General features: G+C 61.1%; 17 protein-coding genes. 16 read left to right on the forward strand and 1 reads right to left on the reverse strand.

The features are described 5' to 3' along the window. Positions 1 to 264: 264 nt before the first annotated feature. Positions 265 to 618: a hypothetical protein gene (locus tag IPM06_19655; protein MBK8772622.1), complete on the reverse strand. Its 354-nt coding sequence runs from the start codon at positions 616 to 618 to the stop codon at positions 265 to 267. A gap of 47 nt (positions 619 to 665) precedes the next feature. On the opposite strand from IPM06_19655, the gene IPM06_19660 reads away from it, so the two are divergent. From IPM06_19660 to IPM06_19735, 16 genes are all read left to right on the forward strand, one after another. Beyond that, entirely contained in the window at positions 666 to 860 is a 195-nt protein-coding gene (locus IPM06_19660; protein ID MBK8772623.1) for a hypothetical protein, read from the forward strand. Between the two features lie 538 nt (positions 861 to 1,398). Then, positions 1,399 to 1,623, forward strand: coding sequence for a hypothetical protein (locus IPM06_19665; GenBank protein MBK8772624.1), 225 nt, complete (start codon positions 1,399 to 1,401; stop codon positions 1,621 to 1,623). A 17-nt stretch (positions 1,624 to 1,640) separates the two neighbouring features. Continuing rightward, entirely contained in the window at positions 1,641 to 3,542 is a 1,902-nt protein-coding gene (locus IPM06_19670) for a phage portal protein (GenBank protein ID MBK8772625.1), read from the forward strand. A gap of 486 nt (positions 3,543 to 4,028) precedes the next feature. Next, positions 4,029 to 4,349 (forward strand): hypothetical protein, encoded by a 321-nt coding sequence (locus IPM06_19675; GenBank protein MBK8772626.1) that lies wholly within the window; start codon positions 4,029 to 4,031, stop codon positions 4,347 to 4,349. Positions 4,350 to 4,840: 491 nt separating this feature from the next. Then, a complete protein-coding gene (locus IPM06_19680; protein MBK8772627.1) occupies positions 4,841 to 5,518 on the forward strand; it encodes an HK97 family phage prohead protease in 678 nt (225 codons plus the stop codon). Further along, positions 5,515 to 6,909, forward strand: a complete 1,395-nt coding sequence (locus tag IPM06_19685) for a phage major capsid protein (GenBank protein ID MBK8772628.1) — start codon at positions 5,515 to 5,517, stop codon at positions 6,907 to 6,909. Before IPM06_19680 ends, IPM06_19685 begins: the two co-directional genes overlap by 4 nt. 61 nt (positions 6,910 to 6,970) lie before the next feature. Continuing rightward, a complete protein-coding gene (locus IPM06_19690) occupies positions 6,971 to 7,426 on the forward strand; it encodes a hypothetical protein (GenBank protein MBK8772629.1) in 456 nt (151 codons plus the stop codon). Further along, positions 7,423 to 7,620 carry a hypothetical protein gene (locus tag IPM06_19695; GenBank protein ID MBK8772630.1) on the forward strand — a complete coding sequence of 66 codons (198 nt, stop codon included), beginning with the start codon at positions 7,423 to 7,425 and terminating at the stop codon, positions 7,618 to 7,620. The genes IPM06_19690 and IPM06_19695 overlap by 4 nt, the downstream gene beginning before the upstream one ends. Further along, positions 7,617 to 8,195 carry a hypothetical protein gene (locus IPM06_19700; GenBank protein MBK8772631.1) on the forward strand — a complete coding sequence of 193 codons (579 nt, stop codon included), beginning with the start codon at positions 7,617 to 7,619 and terminating at the stop codon, positions 8,193 to 8,195. The genes IPM06_19695 and IPM06_19700 overlap by 4 nt, the downstream gene beginning before the upstream one ends. Continuing rightward, entirely contained in the window at positions 8,192 to 8,578 is a 387-nt protein-coding gene (locus IPM06_19705; protein MBK8772632.1) for a hypothetical protein, read from the forward strand. The genes IPM06_19700 and IPM06_19705 overlap by 4 nt, the downstream gene beginning before the upstream one ends. 156 nt (positions 8,579 to 8,734) lie before the next feature. Continuing rightward, positions 8,735 to 9,733 carry a hypothetical protein gene (locus IPM06_19710; protein MBK8772633.1) on the forward strand — a complete coding sequence of 333 codons (999 nt, stop codon included), beginning with the start codon at positions 8,735 to 8,737 and terminating at the stop codon, positions 9,731 to 9,733. A gap of 195 nt (positions 9,734 to 9,928) precedes the next feature. Then, complete coding sequence (locus tag IPM06_19715) at positions 9,929 to 10,294, forward strand: hypothetical protein (protein ID MBK8772634.1); 366 nt, start codon at positions 9,929 to 9,931, stop codon at positions 10,292 to 10,294. 89 nt (positions 10,295 to 10,383) lie between these two features. After that, positions 10,384 to 12,579 (forward strand): hypothetical protein, encoded by a 2,196-nt coding sequence (locus IPM06_19720; protein ID MBK8772635.1) that lies wholly within the window; start codon positions 10,384 to 10,386, stop codon positions 12,577 to 12,579. Beyond that, entirely contained in the window at positions 12,576 to 13,895 is a 1,320-nt protein-coding gene (locus IPM06_19725; GenBank protein MBK8772636.1) for a hypothetical protein, read from the forward strand. Before IPM06_19720 ends, IPM06_19725 begins: the two co-directional genes overlap by 4 nt. After that, a complete protein-coding gene (locus tag IPM06_19730; protein MBK8772637.1) occupies positions 13,892 to 14,050 on the forward strand; it encodes a hypothetical protein in 159 nt (52 codons plus the stop codon). The genes IPM06_19725 and IPM06_19730 overlap by 4 nt, the downstream gene beginning before the upstream one ends. Continuing rightward, a partial coding sequence (locus IPM06_19735; GenBank protein MBK8772638.1) for a hypothetical protein occupies positions 14,038 to 14,470 on the forward strand: 433 nt, incomplete at its 3' end. The genes IPM06_19730 and IPM06_19735, both read left to right, overlap by 13 nt.

Genomic DNA, 14,470 nt, shown 5'->3' on the forward strand with positions numbered 1-14,470 from the left:
GACAAATCGTACTGGGCCATGCTCGATACGTTGCCGACAGCATTGCGTGAGGGCGTGGAAACTGGGGAACTGGTTCCGCAGCAGTAGAGGGTCTCGTTTACGACACCTTCTCTGCCGACAATATCACCGATGAGGAGCCGAACCCAGAGATTCCGATTGAACTGGCAATCGACGATGGGTATTCACCTGATCCACGGGCTACGCTTTTCATTCAGCGCTACCCAGATCACATCCTTGTGTTTGACGAACTGTATCAGTACAAGGTCAGGTGGAAGAGCGCACGGGGATCGACATCAAAGAACGCTGCGATGCCAACGGATGGCCGGTACCGGAACTGGCAGTTGTCAGCCACGAAGCGCCGACCCTGCGTGAGCGGATGGCCTGCGCCGACATCCCCCGCGCAACTGGTTGGCGGCCAAGAACATTGTGCAAGGCGAGCGGTCCAAGCGTGTGGCGGCGATCAAGCATACCCGGTCGCTTCTGTGCGACGGGCAAGGATACCGGACGATTCGCATTCACCGCCGATGTCGCGCCCTGCTGGATGAGATCACGTCGGGGTACAAGTATCCAGAGGGCAAACACACCGTAGATGACTTCCCGGCGGATGGCAATGATCATTCATGTAACGCGCTAGAAAGCTATGTGTTCATGCGGGTGCGCACGCCATGACGGACACAAACGATACCCCAGAGATTGCGGCGCCCGTCGAGCTGCGCAACGGGGCAGGCGAATTGCAGGGGAGGCTATTCGTCGCGTCCGGTCGTCTTGAGGTATTGAAGCACGGGCGCTTGACCGTGTACGACCTGCGCACAGGGCAGCGCATCACGGACCGCAAAATTGACCGCAACAAACATGGGTAGATTGTGGTAAGATGGGGAGATGGGGACATGATAAAGCCACTTCTGATTGCAACCATCGTCACGCTAATCGCGGCCGCTGATTGTTGTGGCGATTGCGCAAAGTGCTCTTCGCCCCATCAGGATGGATTCCGGACGTCCGGCCAGAAGTACCATAGTGGCGCGCGTGCCGCGCTCAACATGACGTTGACGGCGATAATGATAGAACTAGCGCAAGGGCGGATTGACGCCAGACATCCAACCGCATACCGGAGAGCGCTTGACGCCATACGCCATTGACTTGGCGCATCGGCGTCATTTTGTTTTTAGGAGTCGAAATTGCTTGACAGTATCAAGGCGGAGCGACAGGAGATGCGACTCGGCACGGCAATTGGGACCGGGCTGCTTTGGTTGCTGTCGCTTCCATTCTTCATGGCGGGGTGGGTCTTGGGTGCAATCTGGCGGGCGATACTCTGGATAGCGGCGGCATTTGTGGCCGGATTCAAGGCGGGACGAGGCGACGATGGGACTACTTGACGCAGTACGCACGCAGCACAGATCCATGACCGCACCGAAGGTCAAGGCGGTAGCCGACCACAGACCCGACCTGCGCGATCGGACGCACGTCATGTCGTCTTCGGGCGGAGCATGGGCGGAGCCAGTGCAAGACAACTTCGCCGACTACGCCAAAGTCTACGAGGTGTATTCGTGGGTGCGCAAAGCCGTCGCCAAGATTGCCGAAAATGTTGCGTCTGTCCGTGCCGAGGTAGTTGACGCCGACGGGTAGCGGTCCCCGGCCATGAGTTGACGACGCTGCTCACATCGGGCAATGACGCCATGCCCGGTGCGCTGCTGTGGGAGAACTACGCATCCTCCATGATGCTGTCCGGCGAAGCGTTCCTTCACATTGTGGAGGATTCCCGCGGGCGACCTGTAGAGCTATGGCCGCGCCGCGCTGACCTCGTGTTGGTGCAACCGGATGTGTCACCTGAGCGGCGCAACTTCCCAGCCGTGGCCGGCTATGTCGTCATGCCGGACGGAGTGCAGACTGAGACGATGTACCCGACGCCAACCGGCATGATTCACGACAAGTTCTATAATCCGCTGAATCCGTGGCGGGGGCTTGCGCCTATCTCTGCCGTGCGCAATTCGATCATCATTGACATGTTCGCTCAGTCATGGTCGAAAGCATTCCTGCGCAACGGGGCGCGTCCGGATTATGCCGTCATTGCTCAGCAGGGGCTTACCAAGACGGAACGAGACGCCATTCAGGCTGAGATGATGTATCAGTTTGGCGGAAGCGGCAACGCCGGCAAGCCGATTGTGTTGGAGTCTGGCACGACCGATATCAAGACGTTTTCGTGGGCGCCCAAGGACATCGAATGGATTCAGCAGCGCGAGATGTCGCGCGATGAGGTTGCGGCGGTGTTCGGCGTGCCCGACGAGATCATGGGGTATGGGCGCGACACCTACGAGAACTTCGGGCAAGCGGAGAAGGTGTTTTGGAAGTTGACTTTGCGTCCGCTCATCACCCATCGCGACATGGTTTTGACGCACTTCTTCACCGTGCGCAGACCGATGCTCAAGCCTGGCCAGCGTATCGAAACAGACCTGACCGGTATCGGCGCTCTGCAAGACGATAAGTCCGGTTCGGTCACAATGGCGCAAAGCCTTTGGGCGATGGGTGCGCCATTCAACCAACTGGATGAGCAGTTGGGTCTTGGCATCGGGCCAGTTCCGGGCGGCGAGTTGCCATTTGGCCGGGCGGCATTTGACCCGCTCGCCATACAGGTAGACGCCGCTGCGCAGCCGGCGTTACCCGATGGGGGTAGCGCGGACAAAGGTTTTTTTACGCAGCGCCGTCTGACCGTGCGCGACTTATCGCCGGTGCGCAAAGCGATGGCGTCCCTGGGTGGGAAAGTTACCCGTGACGAGTGGGTGACAATCAAAGCGCTTGCGCTGCGCACGGTGCCGGGTGACGACGATGCGGAGGAGGAGATATACCGCATCCTCGAAGAGCGCTCTACCGCCGCTATCACGCGCGCTTTCCGCGAGCAGTGGCGCAACATCCTGCCAGACAACGCAGAGGATATGGATCTGTACGAGTTGCAGGCGTACATCAATCAGCGCCTTATCAGTCCGGCAGTGAACGATGCGCTGTCACGAGCCGTCATGGAAGCGGTAGATATCGGGGTCAACATCGCCTTTGATCAGTTGGGCAATGCGGGGATAGGATTCGACTGGGGCCTTGTCAACGTGAGGGCCAGGGATTGGGCGGCACGGCGCGCTGGCGACTTGATCGTGGGTGCAAACGAATCGACCGCCGCTTTCGTACAGCAGAACGTTGCGCGGTGGTACGAAAACGGCGAGCCACTGTCGGCGCTGACCAGAGACTTGGAGCGCATGTTCGACCGCAATCGGGCGCAAGTGATTGCCGAAACCGAGACGACATCTGCGGCGGCCAACGGGAGTCTGGAAGGGTACCGCGGGGCAGGCTTGACCGAGATGGCGTGGGCGACAGTAACGGACAGCAAGGTATGCCCGATTTGTAACCAGTTGGACAAGCTCATCATCTCGACCGATGAGCGATTCTACGATCAACTGTCACCGGAGTTACAACGCAAGGCGGGCAGGGAATTCAGCGTTCCACCGGCGCATGTGCGCTGCAGGTGCCGTCTACGTCCCGCGATTGCGAGAGTCGGATAAGCTGAAATGCCAGAGATAGTTATCACCGTTACCGCGGGGTGGGCAAGCGGAGAAGGGGGGGGCATGCGCTTGCCGATCGAGGATAGCCTGATGTCTACCAACACGAGCCGGGGCGGAAGGAACATCTTTTTTCCCCCGTCGCCCCCCCCCCCCCCGCCCCGCCCCCCGCCCCCCCCCCCCCCCCCCCCGGGGGGGCGTGTTGGCCCCCCCCCCCAAAACCCCCCCCCCCGGGGGGCCCAACCGGGGGCGCCCCCCGGGCCACCCGGGGGGGCCCCCTTTCCCCCCCCCGCGCCAGAAAGACCCGGGGGGGGGAGGGGGGGGGGGGGCGGGGACCCCCCCCCCAAGGTACCGGGGGGCCCGGGGGGGGGGGGCCCCCCCGGCGCGGGCGCCCCCCGAGACCTCGGGGGGGGGGGGGGGGGGGGGGGCCCCCGCGGCCCAGCGGCAAATAGATTAAACTTTGGTCCGCCACAGCGACCGTACCCGAACATGCTGCGCACGGCGAAGCAACGCCGCTACTTCTTTTGGGCATTGAAGCAGGGGATTATCAAGGTGCCCTACGAGCGTCGCGGCAAACTGGGTCAATCGTGGACATGGCGCATTAGCAGCCTGGGCAATGGATTGCACGGTGTGGCGGGCACAGACAAGGGCTACGCCAGGTACGTGCAATCGTCGGCGCATCAGGCGCTTATCCATCGCGGCAACTGGCGGACGGAGATGGATGCTATCCGTGAGCTGCGTAGCGACATCATTGCCCGGTTCCGCCGTGACATTGCAGCTTACGTCCAGAGGATGAGCGCTACCTCTTGAAATCGTAGCGCATATGTGCTAGACTGATTGCAACCGAATAACCAGAGCGCTTGACGCCGAAACTGTCCAACCGGGCAGTAACGGCGTCTTTTTTTTGTTGGCGGTAGGAGAGTGGGGCCACCCCGGGGGGGCGCACAGAAACCCCGGGGGGCCGCCCGCCCCGGAGGCGCCCCCGGGGGAGGGAAAAGCCCCGGCGGGACGGCGCGGGGGCGGGCGGGGGGGGCCCCCCCCCCCGCGGGGGGGGGGGGGCCCCAGGAGAAGGGCCCGGGGCGCCGCCCCGACCGAGGAAAGCCCCCCCGCGGGGCAAAACCCCCCCCCCCCCCCGACAACCCCGCGGGGGGGGGGGAGGGGGGGGGAAACGGGGGGGGCGGGGGCGCCCCCCCGGGAAAAGGGGCGCACAAGGGAGGAGGGAAGGAACGGGAAAACGGGGGGGGGGGGGGGGGGGGGGGGGGGGGGGGGGGCACGGGGGGGGGGGGGGGGGGGGGGGGGGCATGGCGATAAAACACAAGGCGTTTGACCTGGCACCGATGGCCGATGGATGGATCATGGCGTCTACGCCTGCGGTCGACCGCGATGCCGACCGGGTTATGCCGCTCGGTATCGATTGCACAAACTACCGCAAGAATCCGGTGCTGATCTTCGGGCACAACTACAGCGAGCCGTGGTGCATTATCGGCAAGGCGGGCGATATCACGGCTGACGAGAGCGGGTTGCGCATCCTGCCGGAACTGCGAGACCCAGCTTCGCAGAATGACCCGATGCACATCGTCAAGGCGCTGTGGGAGCAGGGGCTTTTGCGCGCCGCATCCATCGGGTTTCGACCTGTCACGATGCAAAAGAACGCGTTCGGTGGCAACGACATTCTGACCAGTGAACTTCTGGAAGTTTCCATCGTTCCGATTCCGGCCAATCAGGATGCGCTGAGACTGGCCGTCAAGGCGTTGCCGCCCGAAGACGACATGCCCGAAGATATGCCGCCCGAGGATGCTCCCGAACCGACTCCTGAAGATACCCCTGCCGATGCTCCCGAACCTGAGCAGGAGGATACGCCGACCGATGGCGAGCCGACCGAAGAGGATGCGCTCGCCATGCTCGAACTTCGCCTTACCGCAATCTTGTCTGATTTTTTGAACTCTATCCGGTCGTCACTGGAGGCGATCAACGCATGAACAATCTCGATTCTGTTTTGCAGCAAATGGCCGAACTGACGAACGCAGTCAAAGCGGCGGGGTCGAAATCCGACCTGCAATGGGCGGATGTGGAAAAAGCGTTCGGAGCACAGATTGAAGCGCTCGCCGCTGCGCAGGTTCAGAAGGCGATGGAATCGCAGCCGGTCTATCGGCAGCCGGGCGCGGCCGTCGGCGCATCGGGCCAGGTGGCGGGCAATCGCTACTCTCGCTTCATCAAGTCGTTTGAATCCAGCGGGTCGCATCGGGACGGCGGGCTTGTCTATCGACCGGTCGACCTGCTCATCGCCAAGGCGATCATGGAGGGGCAGGTACGCAACTGGTCGCCCCAGATGGGCGGAGCCGGCGCGGCCGAACCGTCCAACGACCTGGTGAACGCAGTCAAAGCCATGACCTCGACCGGCGCGGGCACGGGCGACGAACTGGTACCGACCGGCATGGCGAATCAGCTTTGGGACGACATCTTCTTGGCGTCTCGCATCGCCGCCAACCTGACCCGCATCGACATGCCCACGAATCCCTTCGACGTTCCGCTTGGCCTGGGACAGCCGACATGGCGCAAGGGGACGGAAAACACGGCAACCACGGCGAGCGACCTGACCACGGCGAAATCGGTTTTGACGGCCACCGAACTGGTGACCGAACAGAACTGGAGCTACACGCTGGATGAGGATAGCGCCGTTGCGATGGCGCCCACGGTACGGGCACGCCTTGCCCAGAGCGGCGCTGAGGTTATCGACGCCTTTGCGCTGAACGCCGACGCCACCGACGCCGGGACCGGCAACATCAACCTCGACGATGCTGACCCGGATGCGGACATGTACTATCTGAGCGCCGGGCAGGATGGCATCCGCCATCAGTGGCTCGTTGATAACACGGCGATGGGCAAGGACGCCGGCGGCGATGCACTGGCGGACGCTGACATTTCGGCGGCGCTCAACCTGATGGGCAAGTACGCAATCGACCCGAACCAGACGGCAATCATCTGCGGGGCAGGCACGTACCTGAGCGGCTTGCTTGGATTGACAAACGTCATGACGGTTGACAAGTTCGGGCCGGGCGCTGTGATCCTGACCGGGCAGTTGGCGGCTTATCGGGGCATCCCGATTATCGTCAGCGCGTCGGCTTCGAAGACGGAAGCAGACGGAAAGGTTTCGACCACGGCTGGGAACAACACGTTGGGTCAAATCAGCATCATCAACCGCAACCTCTGGTATGCCGGTTTCCGCCGCCAGTTGATCATCGAGGTCGACAAGCTGATTCAGAAGCGCCAGTACATCATGGTGACCTCTATACGCATGGCCGTCGCAGCGCACGGGACACGCAGCACGAACACGCACACGAGCGGCGTGCGCAACATCCTCATCGGCTAATCTTCGTTCGGTTCAATGCCCCTCTCTCGTCCGCGGGGAGGGGCTTACTTAAGGAGGTACGATGCGCAAGCAAATCGCATGGGCGGTAATCGTGGGGGTGACGCTGCTGGCGTTGCTCCTGTTTTCGTTTGGCACGCCGGTAAGCCAAGCCGCGCCGCTGGCCGCGCCAACGCCGGTCGCAGTCACGGTCAAAAACGTGTCACCCGAATTCCCTGTATTTTTCGATGCGAAGGTACTGACGGCTGACACTCGTTCCAGTTGCTTCGAGGTGCCAGACTACTCAGCTATCGACCTGATGACCGTCATCGATCAGACGGATGGCAACACGGTTACACTGACGCTCAATTTCAGCAATAACAACGTCAACTTCGCAGACGGAGCGGCGGCGGTATCGGCCAACATTGCCGACGCTACGGCGCTTAACCAGTACCTACTGTTTGGCCGATGGACGTGCCTGTATGCCGACGTGTCACTGACGAACCCGGTCACGGTCACGGCGATAGGAGTCGTCAAGTGATAAAGTTGCGCTGCTTGTTGACGTATGCAAACGGGCCGTTGAATCTGGCGTACGAGGCAGGGACCGTCTTTGACGCAGACGACGCGCAGGCGACCTATCTCTTGGCCGATGCGCCCGGATGCTTCGAGGTGGTCAAGGCGGTAACAGCGCCGGCCAGGGACAAGATGATTCGCACCCCAGAGGCGGATAAGTGACCGACTACTGCGCGGCGGCTGACCTGAAACTAGCGGGCCGGCTCGACATTGCCGGGACCGAATACGACACCGCCTTGACATCGATTATCACGGCCATGTCGAGATGGATCGACCGCTTCTGCAAACTGCCGGAAAACGGGTTCGCACCCGCCGCCAACGCAACACGCTACTACGGTGACGACGATGTACGTAGCAGCGTGTTGCGACTGGACGCGCCGCTGGCAAGCCTGGCGAGCGTGGCCGATGGGCTTGGCGTTGCATTGACGACTGCGCAGTACCGGCTTTGGCCGCGCAACGCAGAGTATGCCAACCAGATCCATCTGCTGTCGGGCGCCGTGTGGTCATTCGGTGTCGACGGCGAGATAGCGGTCACCGGCAAGTGGGGTATGGCGACTACCGTGCCGCCGACCATCAAAGAGGCGTGCGTCATGCTGTCCGCATGGACGTTCAAACGCTATCAGGCAGGGCTGGCGGACGCGACGGCGAGCGTCGATCTTGGTCAACTCGTCTACTCTGAGGGTATCCCGAAGCAGGTGCAATTCATGCTGCAAGGCTTTCGCTGGACGGTGATATGAGCCTGGATGCGACGATTGACAAGTTGCGTGCCCACACGGCGGCGCTTACCGGCATGGCCAGGGTATACACTGACCCGCCGGACTCTATGCAGGAGTTCCCGTGCGCAATCGTCTTTGCCAATCGGGGCACGTATGAACTGAACGCAGCGGGCGGGCGGGCGTACCACAACGTCGTGGTCGAGATACACCACTCTCGCCAAGTCCTACCGCAGGCGGTTGACGAGGCGAAGGTCTGGCCGGACAGGATGTACGCACGACTCGCCGCGGCGACGGACCTTGACATCAACGGGCCGATAGCGTACCGGGCGGGCGCGATGACCTACGGTAGCGCTGACCCGCACTATGGAGTTAGATTCGAGGTGCCATGCAAGGTGAACCTGTAGCACTCATTTACGTTGGCGATGGCACGTACATTCACGGCGTGCCGGCGCGTGACCTATCGCCCGAAGAGGCGAAACAGTTCAAAGCACTTATCGACGAACAGCGAAAAGTTAGCGGCGTGACGCTCTACCAGGCGCCGCCGAAGGAGGGGGTGGCAAATGGCTAACGTCTATGGTCCGTTCAGCATGAACAAGATCCAACTCGGGCGCGAATCTGCGTTCGGGACGGCTGTCGCGGCGTCAACCATCTGGCGTGGCGCTTTCTCCATGCTAGAGGATGCGTCGGAACGCGTCATCGTTGAAGAGCAGATCGGGCTACTCGTTCAGGCGGAGCGGGCCTACGATTCTTCGTACCGGGGCAAGCTCTCCATGCCCGCCACGGAGTTGACCTACGAGCAGTTGCCGCACATTCTGGAGGCGGGCATTTTGACCGCTACGCCCGGAGCCGGTCCGGGGTACCTGCGCACCTACGCATACCCCGTCGACAATTCCGTGCCGACGCCAAAGAGCTACACGATCGAGACCTTCAACAACGCAGCCGACAATGACGCGTTGGAGATGGAAGGTTCGCTCGTGGAAGAGTTCACGCTAGAGGGGCAGGCGGGGCAGGCGTGGAAGATGTCGGCCAACTGGTTCGGTCGGCAGGTGTCGCCAACCACGCCAACATCGCTGTCTACCATCGTGGCTGTCGAAGAGGCGCTGATACCCAAGACGCTGCTATACATTGATGCGACAGGCGGCACGGTTGGTACGACGCAGCGCCTGGGCGTGCTTATGGGCGCATCAATCAAGGTGACGACCGGTCTCGTGCCTGTCCCGATTGGCGATGGGCAGTTGTACCACACGACCTACAAGTGGACGAAACCGGCGATTACGTTCAGCCTCACGGTCGAATTGCAGGATGACACGGTATCGGTTGTGCAGGCTGAGCGTGCAATCCGCAAGGCCGGGACCGTGCGCCTGTTTCAGTTGACCTGTCCGGGCACGTCGCCCAAGACCATGGTGATCAAGTGGGCGGGCAAATACGATGTGGTCGGCGGCTACGAAAACAGCAACGGAAACACGACGGTGCGCCTGGACGGGCACGCGGTCTATTCGTCTGCCGATGCGTTGTTCTTCTCTATCGCCGTCACGAATGGCGTATCGACGTTACCGTAACTGAGGGTACAACCCGTATGGGGTATTTCGCAACACAGACAGAGACGATTGACCTGGGCGGCGGCAACACCGTCACCGTGCGCAAGTTGACGTATGGTGAGGTGTTGGCGCTGTCGGAAGATCCACGATGGGAGAAAACTTCGGGGCTTGTCACCACCGAAAAGGCGCTCGTCAGTTGGGACGGACCAGGATTCGATGGCGCGAGCCGACTCCCGACAATCTGCGGGCGCTGCCATTCAGTCTGGCACGCAAGATAGCGGCGGCGGCGGACAAGTTGACCTACCTGAGCGAAGACGAGGGAAACGCATCTGGCGTGGCTACGAACTGAACTACATGCAGGATGTCAGCGAAGCCACGCCGACACGCTACGGGATACTGTTGGCCGTCATGCGGGAATACCACTGGTCATGGCAAGACATCCTCCAAGCGCCGGCGGACCTCATCCAAGAAATGAGTGCTCGCCTCCAGGCTGAGTACCACTGGCGAGAGGCGAAGCGAGAGTTCGATTCCGACATTCAAAAGCAAGGGCGGTCGATGTCCGACGATATTGAAGTGGGATAGTTGGCAGAGACAAGACCGGTCCCGCCACCACATCTGCTGTAAACAATATCAAAAAAGTTGACCAAGCTGCGGCAGCTTCGCAGCGGTCCATGGTGAATCTGACCAACGCAAACAAGGCGATGGCCTTCGCAATGGGCGGGTTCGCGGCCATGACCGGTGTGCAATTTGCTATGGCGATCGGCAACGGCACCGCTGAACTCGCCAAAATGAACGTACAGGTCACCCGCTCGCGTTCGGCGTTCACCATCCTGTCTGGCGGAGCGGAGCAAGCACGGGCCAAACTGGAAGCGGTTAAGCGCGCCAGTATGGGGACCGTCTCTGAGCTTGACGCCATGCAACTTGCCAACAAAGCGGCGGCGCTTGGCATGGCAAAGACGGCAAGTGAACTTGAGAACGTCGTAGGGACTGCAACCAAGATATCGATGGTTATGGGCGGCGACGTGTCCGACGTGCTGGATAACCTGTCGGCGGCGGCGGCCAACCTGTCTTTTGTTCGGCTTGATACCATGGGTATCTCGGCGGGCAAAACCAAAGAGAAGATGAAAGAGTTACTCGAGACGACGCAGGGGCTAACGCAGGAACAGGCGTTCCTGAATGCCGCCATTGCCGTATCGAAGGAGACGTTTGCGGGGATTGGGGAGGGGGCAAACGTCGCCATAGATGGCACGAAGAGACTTCAATCGGCATGGACAGATCTCGTCAATTCGATAGCAGAAGGGGCAGTAGGTGACGCCGCTAACCGGGCGCTGAATGGCGCTGCGGATGCCGTGCGTGGATTCAGCGACCGCATCGCGGCGGATGAACTCGCATCCAGACAGGCTCTACTGAAGAAATACAACGAAAACATAGAGCTACGCCAGAAAGAGATAGACTCAGCGGGAGAAGCGGCGCAAGCAACGATGCAGTACCTTACCGTCGCCGGCGCATCGGCTGAAGCGTTCGAGCATGCGGCGATGGCTACGTGGAAATCTACCGAGGCGAAACGGGCGAATCAGGTAGCGGCCATTGCGGCTCGCGATGCACTTCAGGCGGAGATTGTGGCCGTCACCGGGGCCGCTAACGCTTCGAATGCTGCAAGTCAAAGTGTCTTCCAAAACATCCCGGCATGGTACGCATTCGCCGATGCAATTGGAGCGGTGGTTGCCGTCGCTCGCACCTACGCTGGTATCGGGCCGGGGCCAAACATAGACACCAGAGGGCGCGGCGAGAAAGCGGATTCGGTGGCAGGCGGCAGTAAGCAGCGCAGCATCCTGAGCGGCAACATCAAGGCGGGATTATCAACGTCCGACCAGGGCGCAAGACACGCGCTTGACCTGGTGGCAAAGTCTGCCAGTGCAGCGGCCGGCGGCATGGGCGGCGTTGCTGAGGCTGCAAGCGATTTGTCGGGAACGCTCGAAGGGGCTATTCGCAAGATACCGGGGCTGTTTGGCACGTCGTCCGTCACCGAACTGGACATGAAGAAAGCGGCGGCGGGCATGTCCGTGCGCTATCCAGATAGCTACGTGCGTGAGGCGAAGGATGAACTCCTGAACGGTAAGGATTACGCCAACATCGATCCGGCTGAGCTCGCCAAGTCACTCGGGCTTGACATCTCGGTAGGCGCCGACCTGATTGTAGCGGAGCTAGAGCGCCAGTGGGCGTCCGGTGAGTATTTCGTCAACCCGGAGAACCTGCTCAAAATCGACTGGAACGCATACCGAACCATCATGCAACAGGAGGCAAATGCTGCGCTTGGTTCGCAAAACCTGATCGCTGAGGCGATGAAACAGGGGATTACACCGGAGTCTTGGGACGCTGCCACGAAGGGAACCGGGCCGCTTATCGTGGCCGGCGTTGAAGCTTCGCTCGATGCGTCCGACATGACCCCTGCGGCTGCGAAGTTTGGCAACAAACTGGCGTCGGCTTTCAGCAACTCATCCAGCGAAGCGTACACGGCTGCCACCGGTGCGGGCGAATCGTTGGCGAAAGCGGTCAATGCCGGATTCGGAGCGATGGCAAGCAAGTTGCCGTGGGGCGTGCCGGTGTCGAATGGCACAACAGGCACTCCGGTCACTCCGCCGCCGGGGAAGGCGGTCGGTACATCCTACTGGACAGGCGGTATGGTGCGCGTCCATAAGGATGAGACAATCATCCTGCCCAGGGGATCGGGCATCCGCACGGCCACCGAGTCTGGCGCTACGAACGAAAGCGGCGGGCAAGTCGTCATCAATGCCGTGGTGCAATCTCCGATTACTCTTGAGATGCTGACAAATCAGGTGGCACGCAGACTGAAGAGGAGCACATGAGCGGGCACACCTACGCCGTAACCGATGGTACGACTACCTTCACGCTGACATCGACGAACAGCGCCGTCGTTGCGCCCGGCTACATGCCGTCCACCGGCGACGGTGTGACCGACAGTACAACCGATACGATTCCGCTGCTGCTTTATGCGACTACGGCGGCGCTGCTACAGACTGCGGTCGCCACGCTGCAACAACTCCTGAACACGGCACGCCGGCGCAAGTTGACAGGTGTCGGTCCGCAACTGTATCTCACGGTGCAACTGACATCTGACGCGTCGGCGTGGCGATCACGCATTATCGACGCCCGGCTTGATTTGAAGGAGGATTCGCTCAACGTGTTCGGCCAAGCGAAGATGGGCGCGACGCTTTACCTGGAGCGCGTGCCTTACTTCGAAGGCGCTGAGGTAGAACTTGAACTGTCCGCCAACGGGCAGGCTGCGGCAACGGGCGGGCGCACGATCTACAACAATCCGGCCAACGGCAACTGGGTGCAGATAGCGGCGGCGCAAGCAACTGGCAATCTGCCGGCGCCGGTTAAGCTGACGCTGCAAAATACGACCGGCTCCGCGCAGATATACTACCGGCTTTTTATGTCGGTCAACGCCTATTCCGACCCGGCGAACCTCGTGCACTATCTTCAGGCGGAAGCGGCGAGCGGCGTAACTCCGGTTACATGCGCAACGTGCAGCGGCGGGCAGAATATCGACATATCGACAGTGAGCGGATTGACACGAGTCTGGACGTTGCCAACCGCCGACTTGCAGCGCACTAAGGGCCGGCGCGGGCGCATCCTGGCCCGTATCGATGGGGTCGGGCCGGTCTACGTCACTCCGCAAATCAGAGACGCAGCGGGCACGGCTGTGCTGTGGTCGGGTGACGAGATGAATATCGGGCCGGCTGGCGGACAGACTATCTCCTACCAGGATTGCGGGGTTGTACCGTTGCCGCCTGGGGGATACGGGGCGTCGTGGGGCGCTCTGACATTGGCGCTCGTGTTTCGCGGTGCAGTTGTGGCGAGCCTGGATGTGCTGCAACTGACCATGCTCGATAGCTACCGCTACCTTGAGATCGCAGCTACATCGGTGGCGGCGAATGCGTACATCGTTCACGATGGCATCGACGAACTATCCTACGTCATCAACGGTGCAGTCTGGTACCCATTGGCGTCGGCATTCGGCGGCGCTTTGACATTGCAACCGAACACGTTGCAGCGCATCCATGTTCTGCACACGTTATCCGCGGCGGTTGACGATGCTCCGATTGCGAACACGTTCAGCGTGCGGGCGTACTACCGACCACGGAGAGCGACGGTATGAGTTCATTTAGCATCGCCGTCTACGATGCGACCGGAGCCATCCTGATACCGGGGTCACTCGCTGTCACTCCGGTTACATGGTCGGCCATCGCGCGCGGTGGCATGGCGGATGCTGAGGTGCAAATCTCGGTGATGTCTCGCAGTTGGCGGGGCTGACAGCCTGGCTTGGTTACCGACTGGAAATTGTCAATCGCAACGGGGTCGCAGTTTGGTGGGGAGATATCGTAGCGGTCGAGATCGTGGCGTCCGGTCTGCGGCGTGGCATTACGCTAGAGCGGTTGACCAACCGAATCAGCGTGCGCTATTCCCAGATCCAACCGGGGGGCACGGCGACAGCGGCGGATACGACCTGGGCAGATAATGCCACAAGCCAGACGAAATACGGGGTGTATGAAAAGCGCATCACGCCGGACCGTGAGATGAGCGAAGCGGAAGCGAACAACTACCGGGCCACGGCGCTGGCCACACTTGCAATACCTCATTACACGCTGATGCCTGAAGACGGTGACCCGGTAGCAATCCTGCGTTGCGCCGGCTACTGGCAGAGGCTGGGTCGGACCTATTACGCACAGGCGG

The sequence above is a fragment of the Hyphomicrobiales bacterium genome (assembly GCA_016710435.1).
Lineage (GTDB): Bacteria > Pseudomonadota > Alphaproteobacteria > Rhizobiales > Aestuariivirgaceae > Aestuariivirga.

Coding starts and splice junctions, on each gene's coding strand:
- IPM06_19705 (MBK8772632.1), top strand. CDS start 8,192: ATGAGCCTGGATGCGACGATTGACAAGTTGCGTGCCCACACGGCGGCG.
- IPM06_19655 (MBK8772622.1), bottom strand. CDS start 618: ATGATCATTGCCATCCGCCGGGAAGTCATCTACGGTGTGTTTGCCCTC.
- IPM06_19690 (MBK8772629.1), top strand. CDS start 6,971: ATGCGCAAGCAAATCGCATGGGCGGTAATCGTGGGGGTGACGCTGCTG.
- IPM06_19720 (MBK8772635.1), top strand. CDS start 10,384: ATGGTGAATCTGACCAACGCAAACAAGGCGATGGCCTTCGCAATGGGC.
- IPM06_19715 (MBK8772634.1), top strand. CDS start 9,929: ATGGCGCGAGCCGACTCCCGACAATCTGCGGGCGCTGCCATTCAGTCT.
- IPM06_19660 (MBK8772623.1), top strand. CDS start 666: ATGACGGACACAAACGATACCCCAGAGATTGCGGCGCCCGTCGAGCTG.
- IPM06_19685 (MBK8772628.1), top strand. CDS start 5,515: ATGAACAATCTCGATTCTGTTTTGCAGCAAATGGCCGAACTGACGAAC.
- IPM06_19665 (MBK8772624.1), top strand. CDS start 1,399: ATGACCGCACCGAAGGTCAAGGCGGTAGCCGACCACAGACCCGACCTG.
- IPM06_19725 (MBK8772636.1), top strand. CDS start 12,576: ATGAGCGGGCACACCTACGCCGTAACCGATGGTACGACTACCTTCACG.
- IPM06_19675 (MBK8772626.1), top strand. CDS start 4,029: ATGCTGCGCACGGCGAAGCAACGCCGCTACTTCTTTTGGGCATTGAAG.
- IPM06_19680 (MBK8772627.1), top strand. CDS start 4,841: ATGGCGATAAAACACAAGGCGTTTGACCTGGCACCGATGGCCGATGGA.
- IPM06_19730 (MBK8772637.1), top strand. CDS start 13,892: ATGAGTTCATTTAGCATCGCCGTCTACGATGCGACCGGAGCCATCCTG.
- IPM06_19710 (MBK8772633.1), top strand. CDS start 8,735: ATGGCTAACGTCTATGGTCCGTTCAGCATGAACAAGATCCAACTCGGG.